This window comes from Microbacterium terricola (assembly GCF_027943945.1).
GTDB classification, from domain to species: Bacteria; Actinomycetota; Actinomycetes; order Actinomycetales; family Microbacteriaceae; genus Microbacterium; species Microbacterium terricola.
The window spans coordinates 2,523,957-2,536,937 of the sequence record NZ_AP027141.1 but is presented as its reverse complement, the minus strand read 5'-3'; the positions used below and the strand labels follow the sequence as shown (position 1 = coordinate 2,536,937).

Here is a 12,981-nt window from a genome sequence, read left to right as displayed (position 1 = left end):
CGGGAGCCTACTCACCGACCCCGTCCGCCGGGTGTCGGTCGTCGCCGGCCGGCAGCCCGGCGAGGCACTCGCGGATCAGGTCGTTCTGATCCACCTCGGCCGGCACGAACGACGCCTTCGCCGCCGAGCCGTCAGCGTCGGCGAGCACGAAGGTCGTGTACCCGGGCCCCGCGCCGCCGTGCCCGGCCCAGCGCGGTGTCGGGCAGCCGCTCGTCATGAGGCCGAGTCCGTAGCCCGGCTGATCGAGCACCGTGCCGGGCGCATCGACGGCCCGGGTGTCGAGCATCCGCGCAGGATCGAACAGAGCCCCGGCGAGGATGCCCCGCATCGCCGCCTCGATGGCCGAGGGCGAGGCGGCGATGGTCCCCGTGAGCACCCAGCCCGGGTGGTACCACGACACGTCGACCTGCGACGGGGCGCACCGCGCCCAGTCGCCCGGCTCGGCGAACGGAGCGATCTCAGTGATACCGAGCGGGTCGAGCACTGCCGATCGCACGACGTCGAAGAAGTCCGCCTGATGGGTGTGCTCCAGCATCCGGCGCACGATCGCGTACCCGATGTTCGAGTAGCGGAACCCGCTCGGCCGCGCGACCCCGCCCGCCCGATCCGTCCGCGCCATCAGCTCGTCGAAGGACCACGGCTCGTCACCGGCGATCGCCGCCGCGTAGTCGGGCCACGCCCCGTAGTCGGGCAGCCCTGCGCGATGGCGCAGCACGTCGCGGAGGCGCGCGCCGTGCAGGGATGCCGGCAGATCGACGAGGTCGCCGACCGGGGCGTCGAGGTCGTGGCCGAGCGCGAGCACGGCGGCCGCGGCCAGCGTCTTGCCGATGCTGTAGACGGGGAAGAGCGGCACGTGCCGACCCTACCGATCCGGCGCGACGCGACCGGAGGGGCTCAGTACCAGTTCACCGACTGCGAGTGACCCCACGCGGAGCACGGGCTGCCGTAGGCGCGGGAGATGTAGTCGAGGCCCCACTTGATCTGGGTGGCCGCGTTGGTCTGCCAGTCCGAACCGGCGCTCGCCATCTTGCTGCCGGGCAGTGCCTGCGGGATGCCGGTCGCGCCGCTGCCGGCGTTGTACGCCTGGTAGTTCCAGCCCGACTCCTTGCTCCACAGAGACACCAGGCACGAGAACTCGCCCGAGCCCCAGCCGTAGGTGTCGGCGGCCATGCGCGCCGCGGTCGCCTGGGCGCCCGCGACCGTGTTGACGTTCGCCAGGGCGGCGGCTTCCTTCGCCGCCTTGGCGGCGGCCTTCTTCTTCGCCTCGGCGACGCGCTTCTTCTCGGCGGCCTTCTTCGCAGCCTTCTCTGCGGCGGCCTGCTTGGCGGCCTGTGCGTCGTCGACGGCGTCCTGCAGCCGTGCGGTCTGGGCTTCGACGGCGGCTGCCTCCTCGGCGGTCGCGTCCGCGACGTCCGTGAGGACGAACGTCGGCAGCAGCTCGAGGTCGGAGAGCACGGCGATCTCCGAGCGCAGACCGGCGGTGTCGATGGTGGTGTCCGTCGCCTTCAGGTCGAGGTCGGGCGAGGCGGCGTCTGCGGAGACCTCCGCTGCCTCGTCGAGGGTCGCCTCCGCGTCGACGAGGGTGGCCTTCGCGTCGTTCGTGATCGCCCGCAGGGGCGTGGCGAACGAGTCGGCGGCGGTGGCGGCGACGGCGCCGGCGCCCGTCGACAGGACGAGCCCGAGGCCGACGCCGATGGCGACAGCAGGGCGGGTGAGGGAATGACGGAACGTGGACACGGGGCGACGGGTGCGCGCGAAGAGCATGGTGGGGCGGTATTCCTTCGGGGTATCTCCGTGCCGCGACCAGGACCTGCCTGGCGCCCTCGTCGGGTACGAGGCCGGGGCACAAGTTCACGAGTCTGTGCGTCTCGCCTGGACGAACGCCCTGCTTCTCCTGGGCGAATCGTGGGAGCGGCGGCTCTCCCGCGCCCCAGGCGACGGTCACCAAGACCCCTCGCATCGCCCATATCGACGGGTATAGAGTCGCCGCAAGACGGCACCTCGAAGGAGAACCTCCCATGGCTACGAGTCCCGCATCCGAAATCATCAACAGCCTGGGGGGTGCCGGCAACGTCGCGAGCCTGACGCACTGCGCCACCCGGCTGCGCTTCCAGCTGCACGACGCCAGCGGCGTCGACAAAGAGGCCGTCGAGGCCATCCCCGGTGTGATGGGCGCCGTGCCCCAGGCGGGCGAGCGCTACCAGGTCGTCATCGGCGGCGGCGTGCAGACCGTCTACAACGACATCCTGGCGCTGCCCGCGATGAAGGGCGGCGGGGGCGGCGGCGACGGCGACGATGCCGCATCCATCAAGGCCCGCGAGCGTGCGAAGGGGCCGCGCGGCAAGGTGGCCTGGCTCGACACCCTGTTCGAGTTCCTCTCCGACTCGTTCCGCCCGATCCTCGGCGCCCTGCTCGGCGCATCCTTCTTCATCACCTTCATGGCGCTGTTGGCGACGCTCGACGTCATCCCCGACTGGAACGCCCCCGGTGTCACGCTCGAACCCTCATGGGCCTTCGTCAACCTGATGTGGCAGTGCGTCTTCGTCTTCCTGCCGCTGATGGTCGCCTACAACGCGTCGCAGAAGATCGGTGCGGACCCCTGGGTCGGCTTCTCGATCATGGCGGTCGTGATGCTCCCCGGGTTCGCGGCGCTCGGCAACGCCGACACCGCGCAGCAGATCTCGTTCCTCGGCTCCGACATCACCACGGTGCCGATCTTCGGCATCCCGCTCACGATCTTCGACTACAGCTCGCAGGTGTTCCCGCCGCTGCTGATGGCCGCGGTGCTCGGGCCGCTGTGGAAGCTGCTGAAGAAGATCATCCCCGACAACCTGCACCTCATCTTCGTGCCGTTCTTCGCGATGCTCATCATGATCCCGCTCACGGCGTTCCTGATCGGCCCGATCGGCGTCTACCTCGGTGCGGGCCTCGCCCAGGTGCTCGCGTCGATCAACACGTTCTCGCCGTTCATCTTCGCGATCGTGATCCCGCTGGCGTACCCGTTCATGGTCCCGCTGGGTCTGCACTGGCCGATCAACGCGATCATGCTGCTGAACATCCAGACCCTCGGCTACGACTTCATCCAGGGCCCCATGGGCGCATGGAACTTCGCGTGCTTCGGTGCGACCGCCGGCGTCCTGCTGCTCGCCTGGCGCGAGAAGGACAAGGACATGAAGCAGACGGCGACCGGCGCGCTCGCCGCGGGTCTCCTCGGCGGCATCTCCGAACCGTCGCTGTACGGCATCCATCTGCGCTTCAAGCGCATCTATCCGCGGATGCTGGTGGGCTGCTTCGTCGGCGGACTCACGATCGGCGTGGGCAGCCTGCTGCTCGGCCTGCCCAACGGCATCACGACGCAGGCGTTCGTGTTCACCTCGCTGCTGACGATCCCGGCCTTCGAGCCGATCGGCCTGTACGCGATCGCCGTCGGCCTCGCCTTCGCCACCGCGATGGTGCTCGTGGTCATCTCCGGCTACAAGCCCAAGGAGCAGCCGGCCGAGGCGGAGCCGAGCGAGTACGAGAACGCCCCGGCGGCCGCCGGCGCTGCGGCGGCCGGCGCAGCATCCGTCCCCGCGGGCGGCGTGCTCATCTCGTCGCCGCTCGACGGCACCGTGGTGCCGCTGTCCACCGTGCCCGATCCGGTCTTCGCCGGCGGGACGATGGGGCCGGGGTTCGCGATCGAGCCGAGCGGCGACACGGTCTACGCGCCCGGACCCGGCCTGATCGCGGCCGCGCAGCCGACCGGCCACGCCTTCGGGCTCGTGCTCGACGGCGGCGTGGAGCTCCTCATCCACGTCGGCATCGACACGGTCAACCTGAAGGGCGAAGGGTTCGATGTGAAGGTCAAGAACGGCGACCGCGTCAAGACCGGCGACCCGCTCGTCGTCTTCGACCGGGCGGTCATCGAGAAGGCCGGCTACCCGCTGATCACCCCGGTCATCGTGCTCAACGCCGACGACTTCGGCACGATCGACGACGCCGCCGAGGGACCGGTGAAGGCAGGCGACGAACTGATCACGGTGACCTCGAAGCAGGCGGCCGCCGCGGAGCCCAGCGCCTGACGCCGTCGACGCACCGCTCCATCCTCCCCGTCCGTGCTGGGAGGATGGAGCGGTGACAGCTCCCGACATCCGCCTGATCGCCGCCGACATGGACGGCACGTTGCTGCGGCCGGACGGCGTGATCCCCGACCGGCTCTGGGCGCTGCTCGAGCGCCTGCATGAGCGCGGCATCGCGTTCGCCCCGGCGAGCGGGCGCCAGCTCGCCACCCTGCAGCGCATGTTCGGCGGTGTCGAGGTCGAGCTCGACTACATCGCGGAGAACGGCGCGTACGTCGTGCGGGGCGACGTCGAGATCTCGTCGGATGCGCTGGATCCGGCGCTGGTCGCGACGGTCGTGACACGGCTGCGCTCGCTCGTCGCGGCGGGGGAGCTGCACGCGGGACTGGTCCTGTGCGGCAAGCGCTCCGCCCACATCGAGGACACCGGCGCCGTGTTCCACGCCGAGGTCGAGAAGTACTACGAGAAGCTCGAGATCACCGACGATCTGCTCGCCGTCGACGATCAGGTGCTCAAGTTGGCGATCTACGACTTCGACGGCGGCGAGGGGCACACCGCACCCGCCTTCGACGACCTTGCGGCGAGCCACCAGGTCGTCGTCTCGGGGCAGCACTGGGTCGACATCATGAACGCGACCGTCGACAAGGGCATCGCGCTGCGCACCCTGCAGCGCGCGCTGGGCATCACCCCCGCGCAGACCATGGCGTTCGGCGACTACCTCAATGACCTCGAGCTGCTTCGCGCGGCCGACTGGTCGTACGCGATGTCGAACGCGCACCCCGATGTGCTGGCGGCAGCCCGGCACCATGCGCCGTCGAACGCGGAGGAGGGCGTCATCTCGATCGTCGAGGCCTTCCTCGACGGCGACGGCGACGGCGCCGCGCCCGCCTAGCGGGACCGGCGTAGCGTGGAGAGCATGCTGACGATCCCCACCCTGACCCTGAACGACGGCACCACCTTCCCCGAGCTCGGACTCGGCACCTACAACCTGACCGGCGAAGACGGCACCCGCGCGATCGTGTCGGCGATCGACAGCGGCTATCGGCTGCTCGACACCGCCGTCAACTACAAGAACGAGCGCGAGGTCGGCGAGGCGGTGCGACGCAGCGACATCGACCGCGATGAGCTCATCGTCGCGACCAAGATCCCCGGCCGCGCGCACGGCTACGACGAGGCCATCGAGTCCACGAACGGATCGCTCTCGGTGCTCGGCCTCGATCGCATCGACCTGTCCCTCATCCACTGGCCGAACCCGAGCGTGGACCGCTACGTCGACACCTGGCGCGCGATGATCGCCCTCCGTGACGAGGGCAGGATCCGCTCGATCGGGGTCTCGAACTTCACCGAGCGGATGCTGACGCGCCTGGTCGATGAGACGGGCGTCGTCCCCGCCGTCAACCAGGTCGAGCTGCACCCCTACTTCCCGCAGGGCGCGCTGCGCGCGTTCCACGCAGAGCACGGCATCCGCACGGAGAGCTGGAGCCCGCTCGCCCGTCGCACCGAGCTGCTCACCGAGCAGGTGATCGTCGAGCTGGCCGAGATCCACCGTGTCACGCCCACCCAGGTCGTGCTGCGCTGGCACGTCGAGCTGGGCAGCACGCCGATCCCGAAGTCGAGCGACCCGGATCGCCAGCGCGAGAACGCCGACGTCTTCGGGTTCTCGCTCACCCCCGAGCAGGTCGCGGCGATCTCCGCGCTCGAGCGCGGACGGCTGTGGGACGCCGACCCCGACACGCACGAGGAGATGTAGCGGCCGCCGCTGCTCCGGGCGACGCCACCTCTCATCGGCTCTCAGCCGAGGGCGGCGATCCACTCGGCGAAGGTCTGGGCGCCGTGCTCGGCATGAGGCCCCGGCAGCAGTGCGCCGCTGCGCATCGCCCTGCCGAAGTCGCCCCCGAGGCTGATCGCGAACACCGGCGTGCGCCTGCCCACCGCGCGCACGTACGCACGCGCCATCTCGGGCAGGGACTCCTCGCGCGGGCCGGCGAAGTCGGGCGCCCGGCCGACGGCGCCGGCTTCGGCGAGGTCGACGAGGCGGGCCCCGACCTCGCGGACGGCGACCGGCTGCGTGCGCATCCGCGGCGCGAAGTGCAGCGGACCGAGCTTGCCGATCGCGAGCACCTGTCGCGAGAACTCGTGGAACTGGGTGGTGCGGGCGATCGTGAACGGGATCCCGCTGGCCTCGGTGGCGCGTTCCTGGGCGAGCTTGCCGGCATAGAGCGGATACGTCGCGGCGCTCTCGCAGTTGACGATCGAGAGCACCACGAGGTGCGCAGGACGTGCAGCGGCGAGCGTGCGGGTCACGGCCTCGTGGAAGGCGGTGGGCTCATCGCCCTTGCGGACGCCGGACGCGTCGATCACCGCATCCACTCCGTCGAGCGACTGCGCGGCACCGGCACCCGTGACGAGATCGACGCCCGCCGATCGGGCCAGCACGACCACCTCGTGACCACGAGCGGTGGCCGCTGCGACGGCCTGCGCTCCCGCCTGGCCGGTGCCCCCGGCGACCGCTATCCTCATGGTGCCATCCTCCCATCGCCGCGAAGCCGGCCGAAAGGAACGACACCGATGTCCGAGGTCGAGTACAAGAGCATCGAGCCCGTCACGGTCTACGCGGCCAGCGGGACGGCGCAGGGACCCGGCCCGGACTACGTCCCACCCGTCATCGACGAGATCCTCCCGCCGCTGCTCACGGCGCTGCAGTCCGCGGGCGTCGACTTCGAGGAGCCCGGCATCTTCTGGTACGAGCCGACGGGCGCGGGTGACGAGCTCCGTGTCTGGGTGTCGTGGGTGGCGGGCGGCGGCGAGGCGGTGAGCGGCGACGGGTGGGAGGTCGTGGACCTTCCCGCCGTGTCTCGCGCGGCCACCCTGACGCACCATGGTGAGATGGCGGGCATCGGTTCGGCGTGGCAGCACCTCATGCAGACGGTCGCGGCCGATGGCGGGGAGATCGCCGGCCCCAGCCGCGAGGTCTATCTCGTGAGCGGCCCGATGTCGCAGTCCGAGTGGGTCACGGAACTGCAGCTGCCCGTCTCGCCCTGAGCAGGCACGACGTCAGAGCTGGGCGCCGTTGTCGTCCGGGTCGTCCAAGCCGACGGTGCGCCCGCGCCAGGACTCGTAGGCGATCAGCCAGCCCAGTGAGATGAGCAGGGCGATCGCGAGGCCGAGCCAGATGCTGCCGAGCAGGTTGCCGATGACGATGCCGAGTGCGAACAGGACGACGGTGCCGATCAGCCACTGCGTGCGGCCCCGGGGCCAGCCGGTCTGACGTGAGGTCATGCCGTCAGCCTAGGGCTGGTCTGCGGCGTTCAGGGCCACCATCCAGTCGACGCCGAACTTGTCGGTGAGCATGCCGAAGCGCCCGCCCCACGGCGGCACCTCGAACGGCACGATCGGGGTGCCGCCCTCGACGAGACCGTTCCAGTACTTCTCGAGCTCGGCCTCGTCGTCGCCGCTGACCGAGACGGAGAAGCCGGCCGGCTCGGTGAATCCCATCCGGCTGGGGGTGTCGGATCCCATCAGCACCATGCCGTCGGGCGTCGTCAGCTGCGCGTGCATCACGAGATGGTCTTCCGACGCGTCGTCGTTCTGACCGGGGAAGTCGCCGAACGTCGACACGGTGAGGTCCCCGCCGAACACGGACTGGTAGAACTCCATCGCGGCGCGGGCGTTGTCACGGAACGAGAGGTAGGGGTTGAGACTGGTCATGTCCCCATCCTGTCCGTCGTCCGCGGGGTGCACCAGGGGTGGTGCGGGCACCCTGACGGCGTCCCGGTTACTCCACGGGATGGCCTTCGTCAACCCTGCAGACGCACGCCCGGACGGCGACATACGGTTGCCCGACCGGCGACCTCCCGGGTCGCCAATGCGAAAGGGGCGATCATGGCCGATGACGAGAAGCCGTCGAGCGAGTCCGACGACACCGAGGTCACCGAGAAGCCCGGTGGGCTCGGGAAGGACGGCACGATTCCGCCCGACCCGACCGGCGTCGCAGCGGGGCACACCGACGAGCCCTCCAACTTCAACCCCGAGGAGGACGAGGACGCACCCGCCTGAGGTGCGGGCCAGGGGACCCCGGCGGCTCAGCGGTCGCGGTGGTCCTCCGGATGAAGTCGCGGTGCACGACGGGGCTCCATGAGACCGGCCGCACCGATCAGTCGGATGACCCGCTGCCGGTGACCGGACCACGGGGCCAGGAGGCGCAGCATCCCGTCATCGTCGGTGCGTGCGCCGGCGAGGGCGTAGCCGACGTGATGGGCGAGGTGGAAGTCGCCGACACTGACCGCGTCGGGATCGCCGAAGGCGCGGATGCGTGCTTCGGCCGCGGTCCACGGCCCGACGCCGCGCACGCTCGTGAGGACGCGGTCGCGGCCAGGCCCGTCGGGGGCGAGGAGCGTCTCGCGGACGATCGCCTCGCCGCGGCGAGCGGCTTCGACGACGGCGCGCGACTGCGGCGGTTCGAGCCCGGCACGATGCCACGACCACGACGGAACGTGCCGCCAGCCGTCGATGGACGGCGGTGCGAACATCGGGCGCGGGGTCGGTCCGGGCGCCCGGTCGCCGAACCAGGTGACGATGCGGCGCCACGCCGCGAACGCCTGCAGGCCGGTGACCTTCTGCTCGAAGATCGCGCTGGCGAGCGCGTCGAAGACGAGGTCGGTGCGGCTGAGCCGGAGGCCGGGGTGCCGACGGTGGGCGTCGGCGATGAGGGGATGCGTGGTGGCATCGAACCCTTCGGCCTCGTCGTGCGCGCCGCACAGGCCGGGGACCTGGTCGAGAGCCCACGCGGCGCCGGGGCCCCACGCTGCGGCGCGGACGGCGCCGTCGGCAGTCGCGCGCAGCGCCAGGGTGGCGACACCCTGCGGCGTGCGGCTCGCGCGCCAGATGACGGGGCCGGCCGTGACGAGAGTCGGGTCGTTCGCTCCGCGCCGCTGGAACACCACGGTGCGGTGGAGGTCGAGCGCACCCCGCGGCCGATACTCGGACTCGAGCGGGCGCGTCGCCGCCGGGCGCGGGTCGCGAGCGGGCGCGGGGCGCGGCTCCGCGAGCATCTGCCCGCTGAGTTCACGCACGCCCGGAGTCACGCAGCAACCCTACGCCGCCGCATCCGACATCCCGAGGCTGCTCGCCCTGCTGTTCGCCTGTCGCGATCTGCGGGTTTCGCGACCGATTGCGACAGGTGAGCGGAAGGGCGGGGGAGAGACCGAGCGGGCTTGCGGGCTAGAAGCGGTCGGGCGACGGCGTGCCGTGGCCGTAGCGGATCACGACGTCGGCGTGACGGTCGAACCGGTACCCGACGCCGCGCACGGTGCGCACGATGTCCTCGTAGCGGCCGAGCTTCGCGCGCAGGCGGCGCACGTGCACGTCGATGGTGCGCTCGCCGGGTGCATCGGCGTCGCCCTGCTGCCAGAGGGACCCGACGAGCTCGGTGCGCTCGATCGTGCGGCCCTCACGGAGGACGAGGTACTGCAGCAGCTCGAACTCCTTGAAGGTGAACGCGGCCGACTCGCCGTCGATGAGCACGCGCTTGCGCGAGATGTCGACCACGACGCCGCCGGGCGCGCGGTCTTCGTCCTCGGTCTCCTCGGCCTTGGTGCGGGCGACGGCCGACGGCTCGTGCAGCGCGAGGCGCACGACGTCGACGTCGCGGCCACCGGCGCCGACCGGCGCGAGGGCGACGGTGGCGTAGGTCTCGGCCTCGGGCGAGAGCTCGGCGATCGTGCGGCGCAGCGCGTCGACGAGCACGTTCAGGCTGACGCCGGATGCTGCCGCCTTCGCCTCATCGAGCCCCACGTACAGGGCGAAGCCGCGGGGAGCGACCCCCGGAGGCAGGTGGCGCTGCGGGGCGGCGGGAGCTGCCTCGGCGGTCTCGGCCACGTCGGGGACGAGGCGGAGGCTGGGGCGGTTGTCGGTCGGTCGGTCGAGGATCGCGGTGTTCGACATGAGAGGAGAGTCCTTGGGATGAGAACCCGGGCGATTCGCCTGTGAGCGGGTTCGGCGGTGTTGTCAGTCGCGGTCCTGGTTGTGGACCGTGTGCGGAGCAGTCGGTGTGCGCGGCGGTGAGGCGCATCCGGTGCTCGGGGACTCGGTGCTCGCGTGTTTCAGAAGCGCGAACGGAGTCCAGCGGGGGTCACCGTGTCAGCGGCACATTCGACAACACATGACAACGCGGCCGGCCATCATGGTGCCGGCAGTCCCGTTCGCCTCCCAGGCGGACAGAGAACGTGCGGTGTCAGTCATGAGGCCGATTATGACCGAATGCGTCCGCGCGCGTCAAATCGCCCAGCTGCAGCATCCGTTCTGTGACGAAATATGTCACTTTGCTCAATCGCCGCCGCACATGGCCGCCCACCGATTTGTGGTTTCTTCCGACAAATGTCTTGCGCATCTCCGAAGATGGCCCTACAGTCGCTGTCGAAGCGCTTCCGCGAAACGCTTCGACAGTTCACTCACACAAGACGACGGAGTCTCGGATGGCGAAGATCGACGAGGTGGCCAAGGCCGCCGGTGTCTCCATCAGCACCGTCTCGTACGCCCTCAGCGGCAAGCGGCCGGTGTCGCCCTCGACGCGGCGACGCATCGAGGCCGCGGTCCGCGAGCTCGGATACAGCCCGAACGCGGGAGCGCGGATGCTGGCGGGCAGCCGGACCCAGATCTTCGCGCTGACCGAGCCCCTGCGCACCGATTCGCACGCGCCGACCCACATGTCGTTCGTGCTGGCGACGGCGATCGCCGCACGCCGCCACGACTACGACGTCCTGCTGCTGACGGACGAGCAGGCATCAGCCGGCATGGGCCGCGTCGCCTCGAGCGGACTCGTCGACGCGATCCTCGTGCTCGACGTCGCCCCCGACGACGAGCGCGTCGCCCTCTCGCGCAGGGTCTCGACGCCGACCGTCTTCATCGGCGTGCCCGATGACCACGAGGGCCTCGTCTGCGTCGACCTCGACTTCGAGAGCGCCGCAGAGCTCGCCGTCGACCGGCTCGCCGACGCCGGGCACACCCGCATCGGACTGGTCGGACAGCCCGAGGTGGCCTACGAGAAGTCGAACTTCCCGCCCAGGCTGCGACGCGCCAGCGAGCGGCGTGCCGCCGAGCGGGGCGCGTCACTGACCTTCCGGGCGTCGGGAACGCGCACCTCCCACGCCGCCACGTCGCGGTCCGCGGTGTCGGAGATGCTCGCTTCGGGGGTCACCGCCATCCTCATCCACGCCGCGGACGACGTGCACAACGCCGTTCTCGCCGAGCTCGACGAGCGCGGGCTGCGGGTGCCGGAGGACATCTCCGTGGTCTCGGTCGCGGCGTCTTTCGACACGTCGGCCCTGTCGGTTCCGCTGGACGTGATCCCGCTGCAGCCGGAGCCCTCGTGCGACCTCGCCGTCGCCCTGGCCATCCGCAGCCTCACCGACGACCCGCCCCTGCCCGGTCTGCACCTCATCGCGCCCACCCTGATCGATCGGGGATCGGTCGCGGCTCCCCGCTCGCACTGACGTTCCACCCACAACTCAATAGCTCTGCGCTTCGAGTCGAAGCGCTTCGATGAACCGCCCGGCGCAGCCGGACACGAGAAAGGAGTGCCGACGATGGCACGCATGACGAAGAAGTCGACAACCCGCGCTCTCGCGGCCGTGGGGGTGGTGACCGCCGGCGCGCTCGCGCTGGCCGGCTGCTCCGGCGGCGGCGGCGACACCGGCGACGGCGACACCCTCAAGCTCTGGCACTACGAGGGCGAAGACAGCGCGATGGCCAAGGCGTGGGACGAGGCGATCAAGGTCTTCGAAGAGGAGACCGGCGCGACCGTCGAGTTCGAGCAGAAGTCGTTCGAGCAGATCCAGAAGACCGCGAGCCAGGTGCTCGACTCGGACGCCGCGCCGGACCTCATGGAGTTCAACAAGGGCAACGCCACGGCGGGCTTCCTCGCTTCGACCGGCCTCATCGCCGACATCTCGGACGCCGTGGACGAGTACGGCTGGGCGGACAAGCTCGCGCCCTCGCTGCAGACCACGGCGAAGTACTCCGAAGACGGAGTCATGGGCGGCGACACCTGGTACGGCATCCCGAACTACGGCGAGTTCGTCGGCGTCTACTACAACAAGGACGCCTTCGCGGAGGCGGGCCTCGAGATCCCGACCACCTACGACGAGTTCGTCGATGTGCTGGACGCGTTCGTCGACCAGGGCATCACGCCGCTGGCCGAGGCCGGCGCCGAATACCCCCTGGGTCAGCTGTGGTACCAGCTCGCACTGAGCCAGGCCGACCGTCAGTTCGTCAACGACTACCAGCTCTACGAGAACCCCGTGGACTGGCAGGGACCCGAGGTGACCTACGCGACCGACACCCTGAAGGAGTACGTCGACAAGGGCTACATCGCCAGCGACGTGTCGTCGGTCAAGGCAGAGGACGCGGGCGTCTCGTTCATCAACGGCTCCGCCCCGATCTTCGTGTCCGGCTCGTGGTGGTACGGGCGCTTCGTCGAGCAGGCCGGCTTCGACTGGACGCTGCAGTCCTTCCCGGACTCGACGCTCTCGCTCGGCTCGTCGGGCAACCTGTGGGTCGTGCCGGAGAACGCGGCCAACAAGGAGCTCGCGTACGAGTTCATCGACATCACGATGCGCCCGGAGATCCAGGCGATCATCGGCAACAACGGCGGCGTCCCCGTCGCCGCCGACCCGGCCGACATCACCGACCCGAAGAGCCAGGAGCTCATCGCGACGTTCAACGGCGTCCTCGAGAACGACGGTCTCTCGTTCTACCCGGACTGGCCCGCCGCCGGCTTCTACGACGTCATCGTCCGCGAACTGCAGGGCCTCGTGACCGGCTCGCAGGATGCCGCGACGACGAACGCCAACCTCGGCGCCGAGTACGAAGAAGGAACAGCGGACTTCCGCTGACCGACCCGCGGGGGCGGCGTCACGCGCCGCCC

14 protein-coding genes are annotated in these 12,981 nt (G+C 70.3%); 7 read left to right on the top strand and 7 right to left on the bottom strand.

Annotated elements, in window-relative coordinates; translation table 11 throughout:
* Nucleotides 1-7 precede the first annotated feature (7 nt).
* Entirely contained in the window at nucleotides 8-853 is an 846-nt protein-coding gene (locus Microterr_RS12100; protein WP_263797688.1) for a serine hydrolase domain-containing protein, read from the bottom strand.
* A gap of 41 nt (nucleotides 854-894) precedes the next feature.
* A complete protein-coding gene (locus Microterr_RS12095) occupies nucleotides 895-1,764 on the bottom strand; it encodes an aggregation-promoting factor C-terminal-like domain-containing protein (protein WP_263797689.1) in 870 nt (289 codons plus the stop codon).
* 254 nt (nucleotides 1,765-2,018) lie between these two features.
* On the opposite strand from Microterr_RS12095, the gene Microterr_RS12090 reads away from it, so the two are divergent.
* From Microterr_RS12090 to Microterr_RS12080, 3 genes are read left to right on the top strand one after another with little or no spacing between them, the layout of a single operon-like run.
* Entirely contained in the window at nucleotides 2,019-4,061 is a 2,043-nt protein-coding gene (locus Microterr_RS12090; RefSeq protein ID WP_263797690.1) for a glucose PTS transporter subunit IIA, read from the top strand.
* Between the two features lie 52 nt (nucleotides 4,062-4,113).
* Entirely contained in the window at nucleotides 4,114-4,950 is an 837-nt protein-coding gene (locus Microterr_RS12085) for a Cof-type HAD-IIB family hydrolase (RefSeq protein WP_263797691.1), read from the top strand.
* A 24-nt stretch (nucleotides 4,951-4,974) separates the two neighbouring features.
* Entirely contained in the window at nucleotides 4,975-5,808 is an 834-nt protein-coding gene (locus Microterr_RS12080) for an aldo/keto reductase (RefSeq protein WP_263797692.1), read from the top strand.
* A 41-nt stretch (nucleotides 5,809-5,849) separates the two neighbouring features.
* Here the strand turns inward: Microterr_RS12080 and Microterr_RS12075 are convergent, their stop codons facing one another.
* Nucleotides 5,850-6,578, bottom strand: a complete 729-nt coding sequence (locus Microterr_RS12075) for an SDR family oxidoreductase (protein ID WP_263797693.1) — start codon at nucleotides 6,576-6,578, stop codon at nucleotides 5,850-5,852.
* Between the two features lie 48 nt (nucleotides 6,579-6,626).
* On the opposite strand from Microterr_RS12075, the gene Microterr_RS12070 reads away from it, so the two are divergent.
* Nucleotides 6,627-7,100, top strand: coding sequence for a GyrI-like domain-containing protein (locus Microterr_RS12070; RefSeq protein ID WP_263797694.1), 474 nt, complete (start codon nucleotides 6,627-6,629; stop codon nucleotides 7,098-7,100).
* A gap of 12 nt (nucleotides 7,101-7,112) precedes the next feature.
* Here Microterr_RS12070 and Microterr_RS12065 read toward each other — a convergent pair whose 3' ends face one another.
* Both Microterr_RS12065 and Microterr_RS12060 read right to left on the bottom strand, forming a co-directional pair.
* Nucleotides 7,113-7,337, bottom strand: a complete 225-nt coding sequence (locus Microterr_RS12065) for a hypothetical protein (RefSeq protein WP_263797695.1) — start codon at nucleotides 7,335-7,337, stop codon at nucleotides 7,113-7,115.
* Between the two features lie 9 nt (nucleotides 7,338-7,346).
* Entirely contained in the window at nucleotides 7,347-7,766 is a 420-nt protein-coding gene (locus tag Microterr_RS12060) for a VOC family protein (RefSeq protein WP_263797696.1), read from the bottom strand.
* 174 nt (nucleotides 7,767-7,940) lie between these two features.
* On the opposite strand from Microterr_RS12060, the gene Microterr_RS12055 reads away from it, so the two are divergent.
* A complete protein-coding gene (locus tag Microterr_RS12055; protein ID WP_263797697.1) occupies nucleotides 7,941-8,114 on the top strand; it encodes a hypothetical protein in 174 nt (57 codons plus the stop codon).
* A 26-nt stretch (nucleotides 8,115-8,140) separates the two neighbouring features.
* Here the strand turns inward: Microterr_RS12055 and Microterr_RS12050 are convergent, their stop codons facing one another.
* Both Microterr_RS12050 and Microterr_RS12045 read right to left on the bottom strand, forming a co-directional pair.
* Complete coding sequence (locus Microterr_RS12050) at nucleotides 8,141-9,109, bottom strand: DNA-3-methyladenine glycosylase family protein (protein ID WP_263798757.1); 969 nt, start codon at nucleotides 9,107-9,109, stop codon at nucleotides 8,141-8,143.
* A gap of 169 nt (nucleotides 9,110-9,278) precedes the next feature.
* The gene (locus tag Microterr_RS12045; RefSeq protein ID WP_263797698.1) at nucleotides 9,279-10,001 is read right to left on the bottom strand and encodes a winged helix-turn-helix domain-containing protein; all 723 of its coding nucleotides are present in this window, start codon (nucleotides 9,999-10,001) and stop codon (nucleotides 9,279-9,281) included.
* A gap of 530 nt (nucleotides 10,002-10,531) precedes the next feature.
* Between Microterr_RS12045 and Microterr_RS12040 the strand changes: the two genes are divergently transcribed.
* Nucleotides 10,532-11,548 carry a LacI family DNA-binding transcriptional regulator gene (locus tag Microterr_RS12040; protein ID WP_263797699.1) on the top strand — a complete coding sequence of 339 codons (1,017 nt, stop codon included), beginning with the start codon at nucleotides 10,532-10,534 and terminating at the stop codon, nucleotides 11,546-11,548.
* Nucleotides 11,549-11,641: 93 nt separating this feature from the next.
* Complete coding sequence (locus Microterr_RS12035; protein ID WP_263797700.1) at nucleotides 11,642-12,949, top strand: ABC transporter substrate-binding protein; 1,308 nt, start codon at nucleotides 11,642-11,644, stop codon at nucleotides 12,947-12,949.
* The last annotated feature ends 32 nt before the right edge of the window (nucleotides 12,950-12,981 follow it).